Consider the following 18413-nt stretch of genomic DNA (forward strand, 5'->3'; position numbering starts at 1 on the left):
GATTATCAATGTCATCAATTTCACTTATAAAATATAAATCAGGTTTTTATGAAATTGCAGTTGTTTCTGCACTCAGTAAAATGAACAAAGGTTTTCTAAATCTAAAACTTCCTAATGGAGAGAGTATAGAAATTGGTAATGTTAATGCATCTATAAAAGCCAATTTAGAAGTTAAAGATTTAAGGTTTTTTAAATGTGTGGTTTTGTATGGGGACATTGGTTTTGGAGAAGCATATGTAAATGGGCTTTGGGATACTGATAATATTACCAACTTAATCAAATGGATTATCTTAAATATCGAAAATGCCCCATCAGTTTCTGGAAGTAAGGTAAAAGCTTTGGGTTTAAATTTGTTTAAATGGTTTAATCGAATTTATCATAATAATCGCTCAAATAGCATTACAGGTTCTCAGAAAAACATAGCTGAACACTATGATTTGAATAATGATTTCTTTGCCACTTTCTTAGATCCATCCATGACGTATTCTGCTGCTTATTTTAAGACACCAGAATTAACCTTAGCCGAAGCACAGGATGAAAAATATCGTCGTCTTTGCGAGCAACTGCAACTAAAAGCGAGCGACCACGTTTTAGAAATTGGCAGTGGATGGGGGGCAAATGCTATTTTTATGGCAAAAAACTATGGCTGTAAAGTAACAACAGTAACCATTTCTAAAGAACAGCAAAAGCTTGGACAAGAAAGAGTAGCGGCAGCTGGATTATCAGATCAGATAGAAATTGTTATTAAAGACTACAGAAACATTGAAGGACAATTCGATAAAATCGTTTCTGTAGAAATGTTAGAGGCAGTTGGTCATAATTATTTAGAAACTTATTTTGCTAAATGTGCTGAAGTTTTAAAACCAAACGGGATTTTAGCTTTTCAAGTAATTACAAGCCCAGATAGTAGGTACGATAGTTTACGCCGAGGTGTAGATTGGATACAAAAACATATTTTCCCAGGTTCTTTATTGCCTTCAGTTGCAGTAATTAATAAAGCGATTAACAGCACTAGTGATTTAACATTAGTTGATTTAAAAGACTTAGGTTTAGATTATGCCCGAACTTTGAAATTGTGGTTTATAGAATTTAACCACAAACTAAATGAGGTAAAAGCGTTAGGTTTCGATGAACGTTTTATCCGCAAATGGAATTATTACTTGAACTATTGCGAGGCAGCATTTGAAATGAGGAATATCAATGTTATGCAAATGGTTTACACTAGACCGAATAATACGGAACGATGAAAAATAAAAAGGTTCGCTTTTTAGCGAACCATTTTTATACAAAATGTGTCATTCTGAGCTTGTCGAAGAATATTACTGAATACATTTCGACAAGCTCAACGTGACAATTAATTAATCCCTTCTTCTATTTCTGCCGCCACTAAACCTTCTATTTCCTCCACCAGCATTTGCGCCTGCAGTACTACCTGTATGGTTTGGTTTTCTAGCACCACCTGAATGCGGTTTCTTTTTTGCTCCACTTAAGTTGGGCTCACGTTCACGAGGCTCAAGTTGATTACCTTTCTTCTTCCCACCACTTTTAGCTGCAGCTGCTGCGCTCATTAAACTTTGCCAGCTCATTGCATACGGATGATCTTCATTTACAGGAACTTTTATGCCAATTAATTTCTCAATATCGTCTAAAAATTCTTTCTCTTCCCCATCGCAAAATGAATACGCAACACCACTTAAGCCAGCTCTTCCGGTTCTACCAATTCTATGCACATAAGTTTCAGGAATGTTTGGTAATTCATAGTTAATTACGTGTGCCAATTCATCAACATCAATACCACGAGCGGCAATATCTGTTGCCACTAAAACACGAGTAGTACGGGCCTTAAAGTTTGTTAGTGCTCTTTGACGGGCATTTTGAGATTTATTGCCGTGAATGGCTTCAGCTTTAATATTAATTTTTAATAAATCTTTTACAACTTTATCTGCCCCATGTTTAGTACGCGTAAATACCAAAACGGTTTCAATCGCTTTGTCTTTTAACAAATGAGCCAACAAACTTCTTTTGTCATTTCTCTCAACAAAATAAACTGCTTGCTGTATTTTTTCTGCTGTAGAAGAAACAGGCGTGACCTCAACTTTAACTGGGTTGGTTAAAATAGTGCTCGATAATTTCTGAATCTCAGTTGGCATTGTGGCCGAGAAAAACAAAGTCTGTCTTTTTGCAGGTAACTTAGCAATCACTTTTTTCACGTCGTGGATGAACCCCATATCTAACATACGGTCAGCCTCATCCAATACGAAAATCTCGATATCACGCAAGTTTATAAAACCTTGATTCATTAAATCTAATAAACGACCAGGCGTTGCCACTAAAATATCAACTCCACGGTGTAAAGCATCAGTTTGTGCTTTTTGTCCAACACCACCAAAAATTACCAAGTGTTTTAATGACAAATTTCTGCCATAGGCCTTAAAACTTTCTTCAATTTGGATAGCTAGTTCTCTAGTTGGTGTTAAAATCAAAGCTCTAATTGGCTTTGGACCTTTAATGTTTGAGTGTGGTTTATCTAATAATTGCAACATCGGTATAGCGAATGCGGCAGTTTTTCCTGTACCAGTTTGAGCGCAACCTAATAAATCGCGTTTTTGTAAAATAGAAGGTATAGATTGCTCCTGTATAGGTGTAGGTTGTGTATAACCTTCGGTTTCAAGCGCCTTTAAAATAGGGGCTATGAGGTTTAATTCTGAAAATAACAAAGTATAATTTTTAAATGTAAATATCGAAGAAGCTAGAGCAATCATTGCTGGAAGGACTAACTTGCGAGTTGCTTTAAATGATAAAGAAATTCTGCTTCGCTGCAAAGGTACGGAAATTAATTACTTTATTGTAATATGCCTAACTTGTTGATTTTTTGAAATGAAAGCTAGCACTTTTTGGTGAGATGTATCCCTGCTTTTTGCTGCAATCTTTTTTGTGCTTCAACAAGCTCAGCATTACAAAAAAGGATTTTCGCGGCAATCAGGTTTAAGAACGAAAGACAGTTCGAAAGACCGAAAAGTCAGTAAAGAAACTAGGTAGTGTAAGGGTAAAACATTAATTTCTTTCCTTAAATCGTGTAAAGAACAAAAGTGCCAAAATACAAAGTGCAAAACCAACTACACCATTTAGCCTTAATCCATAATCATTTCCTGGATCTTTACCATAAATAGTTAACATCGCAAAAATTGCAATACCAATTGTTTGACCCAATTTTACAAAGAGATATTTAACTGCGAAGAACATTCCTTCATGGTTCTCGCCAGTTTCTAATGTATCTTTTTGAGCAATATCGGCCAAGATTGCGTTTGGTAATATGCCTAATGCAGCTAAAGGAAAAGATGCACAGATCACCAATAAATACATCTGATTAGTAGGGGTAAAAGGCAGTTTCCCTAAAAAGAAAATGGTTACAAAGATTAGGCTTAAAACACCAAATGCTAATAAAACTAGTGTTTTTTTTCCAAATTTCTTAGATCCATAATTGATAAATGGATAAAAAACCAATGATAAAATTACCATTAGACCCATAAATTTACCACCATCTGAATCGGGTAAGCCAAGTAATACTGTCACAAAAAATAACAATCCACTACTCATTAAACTCAAAGCGGTATAATAGGTGAAATCTGAGATCAAATAATATTTGAAATTGCTATTTCTGAATGTATTCTTAATAGCAGGCAATAAGGGAATATGCGTTGGTTTACTTTGTACATATTCTTTTTCCTTGATAAAAATAATAGGTAAAGTCATTACTATTCCAGAGAAAATACTTAAGCCCCAAATGGTATATTGTAATGCTTCAAATCTTTCTGTTACCTGAAATACGGTTTGAATTAAATCAGCAAAATTATTGCAAAGTGCTCCTAAAATCATTCCTAAGACAAAACCAACTTGTTGAAAAGTAGATAGCTTTACTTTTTCTTCAGGTGTGTGCGTTAACTCCGCCAATAACGCATTATAAGGAATGATGTAAGTTGTTACAGAAACGAAAAACCCTGCTAAAATTAGCGTTAGCCACCATGCATTGCTTATGCTTTCTCCTTTTACCAATGGAGTAAAAACCAAACCACAACAAACGACAGCAGGTAAAATTGCCCAACGCATTATAGGAAACCGTCTGCCTTTTGGGTTCTTACTACTATCACTTATTGACGCAATGAAAGGATCGTAAGCAGCATCAAATAATCGGCCTGATGCAGCAATTAATGATAAAATATTAAAAGCGCCAAAAACTAAAAGTTGCGGTACCAAAGGTGACAAACCAGAATTAGTTGGTGGCAAATAAAAATAGGGTAGCATTACAATGATAAGATTGGTCATAATGCTCCAGCCCATCATTCCTGATGCATAAATTACTTGTTTTTTAAAAGGTAGAGTTTTTATCGGCATTTATAGTGACTAAATATTGCTTTCTTTTTTGTTGTTAAAGTATCTGATAATGAAATAAATGATGATAAATCCTATAAATATATACAAGCCATTTAAGGCGGCATTAGGATCATCAGTATAAATACTAAATGCCACAAATAAATAAGCCGCAATAAATAAAATAGGCAATATTGGCCCTAATGGAACAGTATAAATGTCTTTTTTGGTTAAATGAGCAGTTTTTTTACGTAAAATAAAAATGGAAGCTGCAGAAGTTGCAAATCCTATGCAATCTAAAAATATAGAGTAGTTTAAAATTTTATCGAAAGTTTGAGCGTAGAAAAGCGTAAAAATTGCAATAATGGTAAAAACTGTTAAGCTCACAATCATTACACCATGTTTTTTTGTGGTTTTTGTAAAGATTTTAGGTAAAGCTCTTTCTTCGCCCATGGCATACATTGCCCTCGGATTACTTAATAAATTTACGTTCACATAACCTAAAACAGATAAATAGATTAAGATTGATAATAATGAAAATCCTATTGGACCGAAAATTTTACCAGCTAGTATAGCCGCAATACTTTCTGCTGTTTTAAGTTGTTCAAAACCAATTACTTTAACATAAGCATAATTTATTGCCATGTATAAAGTGATGATAATCGCTAAGCCGATAATAATTGAACGTGGTACAATCTTTTTTGCCTCTTTTACTTCTCCACCAAAGTTGATGGTTTGTTGATATCCTCCAAAACTAAAAGAAACAGCAATTAGACATAAACCGAGTGCTTTTCCATAATCGCTCCAAACTGGGGAACCACCTGATACACTTTTAAAAATAGGAGTGATGCCTGTGGTTTGTTCCCCAAAAAATACAGCACATATTAAAGTGAGCACCATTAAAATTTTAATTATGGTTAAAACGTTTTGTGTCTTCGAACTCGTTTTTAACCCTAATAAATTAATAGCGTAAAATATAATAATACTAATGGTTCCTATAAGGATTCGGTATTCGCTTGTTTGCATTTCAGGGGCGAGAATAATTTTGCTCAAATATTCAGCCCCAATTAAGGCAATGCCAGCAACCGAGGCGGCATTAGAAACTACAATGATACAATTGATAGCGAATGCAATAGATGGATGATAACAGACAGAGAAAATCTTATAATATCCGCCAGTAACAGGGTAACGAGAGCCGATTTCTGCATAAGTTAAAGCGCCACAAACTGCTATAATTCCACCAATAATCCACGCTAAGAAAAACAATTCAGGAATTTGAGCTTTAGCGGCCACGTTAACAGGAGTTTTAAAAATTCCCATTCCGATAACCAAGCTGACCACAATCATAGAAAGATCGAAAAGAGAGAGCTGTTTTTTAATTTGCATGGAGTTTAAATTGATTTTGGAAGATACAATTTTTTAGCCTTGAGTCAAAAGTCAATACTCTTGAGTAACTAGCTTGTGGCTTAAAATGTTCATTTGTGGAAACTTTGTAATTGATTTCCATAGAGATTAAATTAAATTTGTAATGCTGAGTTTCTTCTTGTCGTTTCGACAGAGGAATGAAAGAGAAAACTGTTAGGTAATCAATCAATAGATTTCTCGCTGAGCTCTAAACGACGATTTATCATACAAGAATTATGGCAGAACCTATTTATAACGACGATAGTATAAGGTCCCTCGATTGGAAAGAGCACATCCGTTTACGTCCTGGTATGTACATTGGTAAACTTGGTGATGGTTCTGCTCAAGACGATGGAATTTACGTATTGCTAAAAGAAATTGTAGATAATTCTATTGATGAATTTGTAATGGGATCTGGTAAGACTATCGAAATTACACTTTCAGAGCATAAAGTGAACATTCGTGATTATGGTCGTGGAATTCCTTTGGGGAAGGTTATAGATTGCGTAAGTAAAATAAATACTGGTGGTAAATATGATAGCAATGCTTTTCAAAAATCGGTAGGGTTAAATGGTGTAGGTACAAAAGCTGTAAACGCGTTATCAACTAATTTTGTGGTGCAAAGCTATCGCGATGGCAAAACCAAAAAAGTAGAATTTAGCAAAGGTGAGATTGTTTCAGATCAACCAATTATTGAAACAACACAAAGAAATGGTACGGCAATTACTTTTTATCCAGACGATACCATTTTTAGAAATTACCACTACATTCCAGATTTTGTAGAAAGCATGATTTGGAATTATGTGTTCTTAAATACAGGTTTAACTATCAATTTTAATAATCAAAAATATTTCTCGGAGCGAGGATTATACGATTTATTAAATAAAGTAGCCGATGTAGAAAATATTCGTTATCCTATAATTCATTTAAAAGGAAACGATATAGAAATTGCGATGACTCATGGTCAGCAATATGGGGAGGATTACCATTCTTTTGTAAACGGTCAGCATACTACACAAGGTGGAACACACCAGGCTGCATTTAGAGAAGCGGTGGTAAAAACCATTCGCGAATTTTATAAGAAAGAATTTGATGCAAGTGATGTAAGAGCTTCTATTATTGCTGCAGTTTCGGTTAGAGTTCAGGAACCTGTTTTCGAATCACAAACTAAAACTAAACTAGGTTCGCAAAATATGGGTCCAGAAGGGCCATCTGTTCGTACATTCATTAACGATTTTGTAAAAAAAGAACTAGATGATTATTTGCACAAACATGCTGATGTTGCCGAAGCTTTGTTGAAAAGAATTGTTCAATCGGAGAGAGAACGTAAAGATATTGCAGGTATTAAAAAACTAGCGAACGATAGAGCTAAAAAAGCATCCCTACACAATAAAAAACTAAGAGATTGCAAGGTTCATTTTAACACTCCTCACGATAAAAGATACGAAACTACATTGTTTATTACAGAGGGAGATTCAGCTTCGGGCTCTATCACAAAATCACGTGATGTTGATTGTCAAGCGGTTTTTAGTCTGAAGGGAAAACCTTTAAATTGCTACGAACTCACTAAAAAAGTTGTATATGAAAATGAAGAATTTAATCTGTTACAACATGCTTTAAATATTGAAGATGGACTAGAAGGATTGCATTATAACAATATTGTTATTGCGACAGACGCAGACGTAGATGGAATGCATATTCGTTTATTAATGATGACTTTCTTTTTGCAGTTTTTCCCTGATTTGGTTAGAGCAGGACATGTGTATATTTTGCAAACGCCATTATTTAGGGTTCGTAATAAAAAAGAAACTATTTATTGTTATAGTGAAGATGAACGTCGTGATGCGATTGAAAAATTGGGAGGAAAACCAGAAATCACTCGATTTAAAGGTTTAGGAGAAATATCGCCTGATGAATTTGGTTTATTTATAGGTAAAGATATTAGACTTGACCCTGTGATTTTGAAAGATCAGACGATAAAGAGCTTGCTAGAATATTATATGGGAAAAAATACTCCCGAAAGACAACAGCATATTATTAAAAATTTAAGGATAGAAAAAGACGAAATTAAGGAAGAAGAAAGAGAGAGAAACGAAGCTAATACAGAAAATTTAGAGGTTGCTTAATTTTTTTTAATTAACTGATAAGCAATATTATTTTGTGTATGTTTGTGCACCACTCTACTTGTTATTAAAAAAATTGCCCTAAACTTAAATTTTAGGGCATTATAATTTTAATTAACAAGTTTATGCCTTTTTCTTCTACCCAAAATCCTTCAACACGTTATAGTCTTGTAGTTTTTTTAATATTAGCCTTATTTTTATGTGCTATTTTTTTCTATGTTCGAAATAATAGAACTACTGTTTTATTAAATAACATTCATCAACTTTCTGAATTAAAAGAAGATTATAGTCAGATAGACTCTTGTATTATCGTATTATATAATGCAGATAATAATTGCCGATTATTTGCTGCAACAGGTCAGAAAAACTATATCCAAAGATTTACGAGCGATATAGATTTTGTTTCAAACACCTTAGATGATATGAATAGTAGGGTGAATGAAAATGAAAAAAATGGTTCAAAAAATATCAAAACTTTAGTTGACCAAAAAAAAAGTAGAACAGAACTCTATTTAAAATTAAGATTATTAACAGACAGCTTAATTAATATTTCTTCAAACGTAGATACAAATACTCGAGTTCTAGTTAATACAAATAATAATTTTACTTATAAAAAGATTAAAAGAACTGTTAAAGTAGATACCATTATCACTCCTATTAAGGTTCAACCGAAACCGAAATTTTTTGAAAGATTAGCAGCTGTTTTTTCCAAAAAGAAACCTAAGGTTGAAGATACAGCTTACAAAGTAGTTAGAACTGAAACTAAGATTGATACTTCATCACAAAACAAGAATTCTAGCATTACACAACTGCAAAAGTTAAATAATTTGTACTTAGCGAATAGTATGCTCAAAAAGAATGAAATTGCTATTTTACAAATCAATAATAGGCTAATTGCTGAATTAGTTTCCCTTTTACAAAACTATAAAAAACATGAGATGACATTTGTTTCTCAAAATCGGAAACAAATAAATGAAGATATTCATGATACGTTTAAAAGCCTTGACACAATTTTTATCTTAAGCATCCTCATACTTTTAATATTAGTTTCAGCTATTCTATATAATATTTGGAAAATTTATAAAAATGAAAATGCATTAATAAAGTATAGTCAAAAAACTTCACAATATGCAATTTCTAAGAGCAGATTTCTAGCAAATATGAGCCATGAAATACGTACACCTTTAAACTCGATTATTGGTTTTTCCGAGCAATTAAGTCATAGTAAATTAAACTATCAACAAACAGAACAACTAACCGCAATAGAAAATTCATCGAGGATACTGTTAGATGTAGTTAATGATATCCTAGATTTTTCTAAGTACGAAACCGGTAAGGTTAGCTTTGATAAGATTTCTTTTATCCCGTTTGATGCAATTACAGAAGTATACACGAGTATGAGTATTCTAGCGAGTAAAAAAGGAGTTGAGTTAAAAAAGGATATTTCCTTTAACAATAGCATTTGCTTTTCTGGAGATTCACTTCGTTTAAAGCAAGTCGTAATGAATTTATTGAGTAATGCTATTAAATTTACTGAAAAAGGTTCAGTTACATTAAAGGCTGATTTTAGTTTAAATGATAAAAAGCAAGCAGTATTAAAAGTTCATGTTATAGATACAGGAATTGGAATTACTCCTGAAAACTTAGATATGATATTTGATGAATTTGCACAAGTATACTACTCATCAACTAAAGTTAAACAAAAAGGTACCGGATTAGGACTAGCTATTTGTAAAAAAATAGTAGAGTTTCAAAATGGAAAAATAGGTGTGAGTAGTAGATTAGGTATGGGTTCGATATTTAGTTTTGAAATTCCGTATGAGTTATGCAATAAAAGTGTAGAAATAATTAAAACTACTGTTAGCACTTTTGATAATTTAGAAGGGAAACGAGTTTTATTAGCAGATGATAATAAGTTAAATGTATTACTGATACAAACTGTTATTAAAAAATATAAAATAATAACTGATGTTGCTTATGATGGAAAAGAAGCGTTTGAGTTATTTCGTCATAATACTTACGATTTAATTTTAACTGATATTCAAATGCCGGAAATGGGAGGGGTAGAATTAACACGTAAAATTAGATTATATGCCGATCCTGCAAAGATGAATACACCGATTTTAGGAGTTACAGCAAATGTTTTAAAAGAAGATCGTGAAAAGTATATTGAATCAGGTATCAATGATTTGGTGCTTAAACCTTTTTCTGAGCAAGAATTGATGGATAAAATTGTAGTTTATGTTTTAGGACAATCTACAGTATCTTCAGGGTGCTGAGGTGGTAAAACTTCTACTTTCTTTTCTACAATAATGGTTTTTAAGTGAACTGCGTATTTTGAGGGCGCAATGCCGTCAGAATATTTTTCGGCATAGGCTTGAGTAAATTCTGCTCCAAAGTATAAAATAACAGACGTATAATAGATCCAGACTAAAATTACTATAATCGAACTTGCTGCACCAAATGTAGAACCAGGATTACCTTTTTCGATATAAATACTGATTGCATATTTACCTAAACTAAACATAAGAGCGGTAAATAATGCGCCAATTAAAGCTGGTTTCCATTTCAAATCTACATCTGGCAATACTTTGAAAATAATAGCAAAAATGGCTGTCACTACTGCTAATGTTAAAATATTCGTCACAATAAGCATGAAAAAACTAGAAATTTGTTCAATACCGATTTTAGAAGCATAAATTTCTAATTTGTTTCCAATTCCTACTACAATGCTATTAATAACAAGAGAAACTAATAGTAAAAACCCTAAAGACGCGATGAGTGAAAATGACAATAAGCGATTTGTGATAAGCTTTTTCCATCCCTTTTTTGGAACTGCTTTTACCTTCCATATTTGATTTATACTATCCTGAATTTCAATAAAAATTGCTGTTGATCCTATTACTAAGGTTACAATTCCGATAATTAAACCCATTGTGCTTTTACCAGAAAGGTTTGCGTTTTCTACAAAACCTCTCAATTGATGGGCAGCTTCATTACCAATCATTTTACTAATTTCCCCAAATAACTTTGTGTTAGGATCCATGTTGTCTCCTAAAAAAAGACTAGTAGCTGAGATGATAATAATGATTAATGGAGTAAGTGAAAATATAGTATAATATGCCAAAGAGGCACTCAATTTCATTACACGATCTTCTATAAAACCTTTTCCTGCGGCTATAAATAAATGATATGTACCTATAACTAAGTTTTTTGCTTTCTTTATTAAACCAATCATACTATTAAAACGGATAGCCGATGCCAATGTTTAAAATAAGATTTTCTTTTCGCCACATTTTGCTTCCAAAATCTACTTGATCTAACACCCAGCGTTGTCCGCTAGGTAAATATGGCTTTCTAATAGGGAATGCGCCATCTAATCTAATTACAAATATTTGAGCATCAATTCTCAAACCAGCACCAGTACCAACAGCCAATTCGTTCAACGCATTTTTGAGTTTAAATCCTGAGCCCAATCTTGCACTTCCTGGAATTGCAGGATCGCCTTTATCTTCTTTTCTTAGCCAGATATTACCAGCATCTACAAATACAGCTCCATACAATACACTAACAATTTTAAATCGAAGTTCGGTATTTAACATCATTTTTATGTCCCCACCTTGGTCCGAAAATGTCTTATTCTCTGGCACTTTGTAAGTTCCTGGTCCTAATGTTCTAGCTCTAAATGCTCTAATATCATTACTTCCGCCAGCAAAGAATTGACGAACAAAAGGTAAAGATGTACTGTTGCCATAGGCATAACCGTAACCAAGATTTAGTCTATTTGCCCAAGTTACATTCTTATTAATTTTATAATAATCTCTTAAATCTGTTTCAAGTCTTACAAATTGGGTAAGTGATGTTCCAAATAATCCCCTTCTGCCTAATTCATCTTTTGAGACAAAAAGTCCCCATACATTTCCGCTAGTTTCTACTCCACCATTAAAATAAATATTATTTCTCCTAGCAGTTTCCATCTGATTGGAATAAGTGAAATTGTAGTTACTTCCAATAATAAATTGATTTTCTAAAGAACTCCTTAGTATTGGGTTTGAATTAAAAAGGTTTTCTTTTGTTGCACTATCTGGAAAACTTGCATGTACGAAGTTTACTGAAATTGGATTGAAATTATGTTCTTTTCTGATGTTCTCTTTCCAATTGTAACCAAATTCTGTTTTAAATGCATTTAATGAATATTGAGATCCTCTACTTAATAATTGATAAGAAAGAGAAGCAATGGTTTTTGGAATAAATGCATTGGTGGTTTTTGGCTTATAAAAAGGAACTATAAATTGAGGGAATGTTAATTTACCTTCTGCTGTAAATGAATAAGAATTTAGGCCTTTAGCAATTCCGCTCACTTGTGTTTCAAAACCACCACTTACACTTATATCTAACTGTTCAGCACCTCTAAATAAATTACGTGTAGTTTGAGTTAATTTAACTTCAGAACCAACAAAATTATTCGATTTACTTGTTCCAGTAACCGAAAAAGTCAGTGAATTTTTCTTCAAAGGAGTTAAATAGATATTTAAGTTCAACTGATTATTTCTGAAACTATCTATTGGCAAAAATTCTGCTCTAACATCTTGAAAAGCACCAATATTTACCATTCTATTTAAAGATTGGTTATGATCTTTTCTATTATAATTTTCTCCTTTTTTGAAGAAAACTAACCGATCGAATAATTTAGGTTTGAAAGTGTTTCTATTATCATAAATATTGAAATCATTGTACTGTATAGGTTTTAAACTCCTCAACAAACTATCTCTACGCAAATTATAATTAGGGAAAATATTGATGTTATGAATAGTGTAAGGTTTTAATGCAGCATCTGGAGAAGTGTTTTTGATATTTACATTAACATCAACTAAATTTTTTCCAATTGTACTATCTACCTGTAAAATCAAATAATCTGGATTGAAATAGAAATAGCCACTTTCTTTTAAATCGTTATCAATTCTAATTCTTTCATTTTTATAAGTATCCAAATCATAAAAATCTCCAACTTTTAATAGTGTTTTATCTTTATTTAAATTGATGATATGCGTTAAATCCCCTGTGTCTTTTGGAAAAGTAATGCTATTAATTTTATACCTAATTCCTGTGTTTACAGTATATACAGCTTTTCCTTTTTTACCCTTAATCACTGTATCGCCAGTAACATCAGATTGTAAATATCCTTGACTAATTAAGTAACTTTTTAAAACGTCATTATTATATTTAATTTTTACATCGTTGAGTAAAACTGGTGGTTCGCCAATTTTGTTTTTTAACCAATTTCCAATTCCCTTTGGCTTAACAGTATCAGGGGCTAAATTGTGAATCAACAACTTATATTTAATACCTAATATTGATTTATTTGGTCGTGGTCTGGTTTTACTTTCTAACGTTTTTTTAACCTCTTTTTGATTATCAATTCTTGTAGAAGAATCTGGATTGATATTTATATCCGCCCCAGTATATAAATATTGTCCAGGTTTTAATCTGCTGGTTGTACTACAACTCGCCACAACCAAACAAGCCAATAAAAATAATATCGATTTAATTAGTTGTTTCATCTTTTGGTTTACGTTCTATTTGATTTCTTAATTTTTTCTTACGTGATTGGAAAATTTCTCTAAACTTATTATAGTCTACAACTAAAGTAAATCCAAGTCCAGTCTCTATAATCTGACCTTCAACTATTCCTTCGTTTTGGTTACGACGATAAAATCTTAATCTATATCTTCCATCAGCAGATAGTGCATAATCAATATTTACATTGCCAGCAATATTTGATGAGCTTTGTCCAGGTGTTTTAGGGCCTTCTAATCCAAACGAACTTCCTACAGTTACCGTCAATCTATCACTTAATAATTTTTTAGATAAACCTATTTCTAAATCTGTTTTTTGCTGCAATGACCCAGTTGAGTAATCCTCTGAAGAATTTACACCGAAGTTTAAATCTACACCTTGAATTAAATCAGATGCTAAATTGTTCAATTGCTCCGTTAATAATTTACTTACACTAGAACGAGCTAACGTCGAAGCTCCCCCACCGCCACCTACTAAACTTTGGAAAGGATTATTCGCAATAAATCGGTTTAAGGCGAGCAGTGCAAAAACTTGTTTGTTCAACTCATTTTCATCTCTATTTACATTTTGCAATTTGGTATAAACGGTTCCTTCTAATGCGCCACGTTCGTTTTCAGGTAAATCAATTTTGAAAGAGATAGTTGGTTTTAACAACTCATCTTTCATGTATAAATAAACCTGAAATGGCAATTTTGTTTTAGCTCTAATATTATCTGGTTCGTTAATTAAATCAATTGGAGCTGCGTTTACTTCATATAAAGCGGTTAAATTAACAGTTGCTGCGGTGGGTTCACCAGTCCAAATAATGGTACTTCCTTTTACAATTTTAAATGGTCTTTTTCCTAATGGGGCAACTGTTAAACTATAAGAACCTTCTTCAACCTCGTAGCGTCCTGTTAAACTAATTTTTCCGCTCGGATCAATTGTTGCATTCAAATTGGCATTGCCTTTTACGCTTAAGTTATCTCCATTTTGCGGGTCTACAACTACATTCAACTCAGCTTCTGGATCTATGGTTATGTCTGCAACAAGATTTAATCCTTTTAGTGGAGATTTACTTACACTGTCTGCTTTTAAATCTTTTTTGCCGTTAAAAGGTGGCGCATCTTTATCAATAAATTGTACAATTCCCTCTTGTTCAATTACCGATGGATCATTTATTGGCAAGGCATAAAAGAATTTTGTTCCCTTGTTAACTTTAATATCCATGTTAACATCTGGTTGATTTAAATCTCCACGAACTTTTATTGTACTGGTTAAAAATACCGTACCATAAATCATGTCATTATCTGCTGCTGTAGAATTTATTGCTCTAAAGTTGTTTGTTCTAATGTCTAAACCAAACCTTACGTTTTTAAAATCTGTGGTATAAATATTTCCATCGATAATTGCTTTTTGCCCTAAAGAGTCAATTAGTGTAAAATCATCAAACCTAATTCCTTCATTATTAAAAGTTATTTCTTGGTTTGGCATTGTAAAATAAGAATTGATGTAGGCAACATTAAATCCAGCATTATTAAACTTAAGATTTCCCAATATTTTAGGTGACGTTAATTCTCCTTTTACCGAGAACTGTCCTGTTAATGTTCCTTTTCCATTTCTAATCTGACCCAAACTAACACTTTCTATTTCTTTAAGATCTATTTTATCAATATTTACCGCTAAGTCTAATGCACTTTCTGGAGCTGTATAATAGAAACCTTTTGCGCTCAGTTCATGAACGCCTTTTAATCTCGCGTCTACTTCAAAAGCATTCGCTGTATTATTGTTTACTAATAAACTCAAATCTCCAAGTTCATCCTTTTGATAACGCAATTTACTGACAGTTAAATCAGCTTCGAACTTAGGGTTTGATACTAAGTCTTTAACATTCACTTTTCCGTTAATTGTACCACCAACTAAAGTAGTATCAGTTTCAGCAAATTTGGTAAGTGTTTCAATCTGGAAATTTTTAAATTCTGCTTGTAATGGCGAATTTGGAGTATTAGTAATGCTATTAATACTCAATAATTGTGAGCCCTGACTTAAATTAAACTGATTGGCCAAAATACCCGAACGTCCAAATTGTATGTAATTTGCTGGATCAACAGTCCATTTTTCATAATCTAATAAGAGTTTGTTCGGATCAAGATTAAATCTAAAATCTTTATTAAACGATTTAAAAATTCCTGCAATTACGTACTTGTCTTTTCGTTGTCTATCTCTAAGAAATACATTTAAATTCAACTGATTATTCGCCGCATCACCAGAAATTTCGCTATTAAATAACACGATAGCAGGACTTTGAATACTCTTAATAGTGAAATTATAATTTAGCTTTTGATTGGTATTGTTTACCGCAATTCGACTGCTATCTATTGTATAATCGCCATAAACTATTTTTGGAAAGGAAGCATTCATTAATAAACTATCCTTTTGTGTATCCAATAGTCCATTAATTTTTGAAGGTAAAAAAGTAGTGAGCTCTGGTACAAAATCTTTTAAAAATTTCGGATTGTAAATGTTAATGGCAAACCTAATTCGCTGATCTGGAATGGAAGTAACTTCCCCAAATTGATAATATTTATTGATTTGATTGATAACAGCATTTCCAATTTTACTTAACTGATATTTACCATCAATTTTTGCACTTAACAATTCTGATTTTAGAATTAAACTATTTGATGTTGCCGTAGAAAGTGCATGCAACTCAACAGTATCAACATTAAATTTTCTGCCTTCTTTTACCAATTGCAAACCAGTAGCAAAAACATCACCATTCAAATAATCTACATCAACAGTACTTAAATTTGCTTTAATATTACCAGCAACTTTAAACTCTGTGCTACTAAAATTCAATTTTTGCAGATCAATTTGTTTCAAATCTACATTAGCTTTTATACTAGGATATTTCCCAGCCAAATTTATCTGTGCATTTAAATTAAAGTTTGCATTACTATCAGGCATAGTGCTTTTAACATTTACTAATTGATTAGCATATGTTCCACTCAAACTCAAATTTCGATAATTGTATTTATTGTAAGTCGCACTTAATACCTTCGCGTTAAACTTTGCATTAATTTTTTTAGGATCTAACCCTGTTCCAACTACATCAGCTTTAGCAGTAATTCTACCTAAAGTTGCCTGTTGTTTCAACAATCTGCCTACATTAAAATTGTTTAAACTGATGTTCGCTTTATAACTCTCCCTACCTTTAGGCCCTTTCATATTCGCAACTATCACTGCCCCACCCATATCAGTTTGTATATTAAGGTTGGTATTAAAATCAGTCATCGAACCTTTGAAAATTCCTCTGGCATTAACCACATTAGGTAATTCTATAGAAGGAGGTAACGATTTTTTCGGCACAACAACTAAAATATCGCCTTTAGTTAAATGAAGTTTTTTAATCGTTAAATCGAGATAAGTTTTATTTAAATCCGGTAACCCTTTTACTTTACCACTAATATCTATTTGAGTGTTTTTTAAACCGCTAATCTGCAATTGTGGAATATTCAAATTGTTTAGATATCCGTTTACATTCGCATTTATTTTAATTTTTTCATTTCGATAATTTGTAGGAATTGCATTACTAAAAAAGGCAGCATCTTTTAAACCTATAGTGGTATTTTTAAAGTTTAAACTTAGTTTTACCTTTTCAGGATGTTTGGTTAAATCATCTATCGAGGTAAAGCTTAATTCAGTAGCATTTTCAATAGTTGTATTTGGAGTTTTTAAAATGAAGTTGGCCAATTTAATTTGCTTGTCGTTATAAATCGCATCACCTTTTAAATCATTTAAAATAAAACCACTTTTATCTTTAAAAGAACCATTATTAACCTTAACAGTTATCCCTCCATTGCTGAAATTTAAATCATCTACACCTAAAGTTAAATTAGTAATGTTAAGATGATTAAAATCAAAACCTTTTGTTGGCTTTGTAGCAACGTTATCATATTGAATTTCATTATCATTAAAGTCAACTTTCTTTAAAAATAAGGCCAAGGGCGATGCTTCTACAACAACCGTATCTTTTACTTTTTTTAAATTATTGCTAGGTGCAGGCTTAAACGCAAACAAGATTTTAGACTTGTTTAATTTTGCTTCATCGGCATTATACTTGCCATTCGTTAAATCTAATTTTAAATTAACTAAACCTAAATCATTAAGATTTGCTATAGCTTTTGTAGTTGATAACTGATCATCATAATTGATTTTTACATTATTAAATGAAAAATCCTGCACAGTGATCGTTGGTAATTTTCCAGTCGTTTTTTGTGTGCTATCAACGCTATTGGTAATATGTTGTACCAATTGTGTTAAAGGTTTCTGTTGAAGATAATTTAACGAAGAATTTTTTAAGCTTAATTCCTTGATGACATAATTTTGTTTAGCCAAATCAAAATCTTTAATTCTCGATTTAAACTCACCCAAATGTAACTTCATATCATTTCCAGCTACATCATCGTGGTAGGTAATGCCAATATCTGTAAATAAAACCTTATCAATTCTGAATTTTAGCGGTGCAGAAGACGTATCTTTTTCCGGATTTTTTTTCTCCTCCGTCATAAAAGCATCTACCAAAAAAGAAAAATTGAAACTCGTATCTGGATTTATTCGTTTTACGTTAGCACGTATTTTTTTTAGTTCAATTTTGTTAACCTCAACGGTGTTTTTAAGCAACTTAAAAAGACTAATATCAACCTGTAATTTCTCTGCATAAAGTAACGTATCGCCTTTTCGGTCTTCAATATAAAACTTGTTTAAAACAACATCTTTTGGCAAAGCGATTTTAATACTTTCTAGTCTTATTTCTGTTTTTGTTTTGTTTTTGAGATAACTAATGGCTCTATTTTTAACAAAATTTTGTACAGCAGGGATATTTAGAGAAACTGCAACAAGTATAACTAGCATAATTATACTAGCAATTATCCATAAAATAATCTTTAAACCTTTACGTAA

At 32.2% G+C, this 18413-nt stretch carries 9 protein-coding genes; 3 read left to right on the forward strand and 6 right to left on the reverse strand.

The window, feature by feature from the left end; genetic code table 11:
• Positions 1–8 precede the first annotated feature (8 nt).
• Positions 9–1247 (forward strand): SAM-dependent methyltransferase, encoded by a 1239-nt coding sequence (locus tag HQN85_RS00055; protein ID WP_173268303.1) that lies wholly within the window; start codon positions 9–11, stop codon positions 1245–1247.
• A 111-nt stretch (positions 1248–1358) separates the two neighbouring features.
• On the opposite strand, the gene HQN85_RS00060 is transcribed toward HQN85_RS00055, so the two are convergent.
• The 3 genes from HQN85_RS00060 to HQN85_RS00070 all read right to left on the reverse strand — a co-directional run bounded on the left by HQN85_RS00060 (position 1359) and on the right by HQN85_RS00070 (position 5754).
• Positions 1359–2717, reverse strand: coding sequence for a DEAD/DEAH box helicase (locus HQN85_RS00060; RefSeq protein WP_173270162.1), 1359 nt, complete (start codon positions 2715–2717; stop codon positions 1359–1361).
• A gap of 337 nt (positions 2718–3054) precedes the next feature.
• The gene (locus HQN85_RS00065; protein ID WP_173268304.1) at positions 3055–4392 is read right to left on the reverse strand and encodes an MFS transporter; all 1338 of its coding nucleotides are present in this window, start codon (positions 4390–4392) and stop codon (positions 3055–3057) included.
• Between the two features lie 9 nt (positions 4393–4401).
• Complete coding sequence (locus tag HQN85_RS00070) at positions 4402–5754, reverse strand: APC family permease (RefSeq protein ID WP_173268305.1); 1353 nt, start codon at positions 5752–5754, stop codon at positions 4402–4404.
• A 254-nt stretch (positions 5755–6008) separates the two neighbouring features.
• On the opposite strand from HQN85_RS00070, the gene HQN85_RS00075 reads away from it, so the two are divergent.
• Positions 6009–7898, forward strand: coding sequence for a DNA topoisomerase IV subunit B (locus HQN85_RS00075; RefSeq protein ID WP_173268306.1), 1890 nt, complete (start codon positions 6009–6011; stop codon positions 7896–7898).
• A 122-nt stretch (positions 7899–8020) separates the two neighbouring features.
• Positions 8021–10174 carry an ATP-binding protein gene (locus tag HQN85_RS00080; RefSeq protein ID WP_173268307.1) on the forward strand — a complete coding sequence of 718 codons (2154 nt, stop codon included), beginning with the start codon at positions 8021–8023 and terminating at the stop codon, positions 10172–10174.
• On the opposite strand, the gene HQN85_RS00085 is transcribed toward HQN85_RS00080, so the two are convergent.
• The 3 genes from HQN85_RS00085 to HQN85_RS00095 are packed head-to-tail and all read right to left on the reverse strand — an operon-like array spanning position 10135 to position 18365.
• Positions 10135–11130 (reverse strand): YihY/virulence factor BrkB family protein, encoded by a 996-nt coding sequence (locus HQN85_RS00085; protein WP_379115653.1) that lies wholly within the window; start codon positions 11128–11130, stop codon positions 10135–10137. The genes HQN85_RS00080 and HQN85_RS00085 overlap by 40 nt on opposite strands.
• Positions 11131–11137: 7 nt before the next feature.
• On the reverse strand, positions 11138–13456 hold the full coding sequence (gene tamL / locus HQN85_RS00090) for a translocation and assembly module lipoprotein TamL (protein ID WP_173268309.1): 2319 nt from the start codon (positions 13454–13456) through the stop codon (positions 11138–11140).
• The gene (locus tag HQN85_RS00095; protein ID WP_246249566.1) at positions 13440–18365 is read right to left on the reverse strand and encodes a translocation/assembly module TamB domain-containing protein; all 4926 of its coding nucleotides are present in this window, start codon (positions 18363–18365) and stop codon (positions 13440–13442) included. The genes tamL and HQN85_RS00095 overlap by 17 nt, the downstream gene beginning before the upstream one ends.
• Positions 18366–18413 lie beyond the last annotated feature (48 nt).

This window comes from Pedobacter boryungensis, assembly GCF_013204825.1.
GTDB classification, from domain to species: Bacteria; Bacteroidota; Bacteroidia; order Sphingobacteriales; family Sphingobacteriaceae; genus Pedobacter; species Pedobacter boryungensis.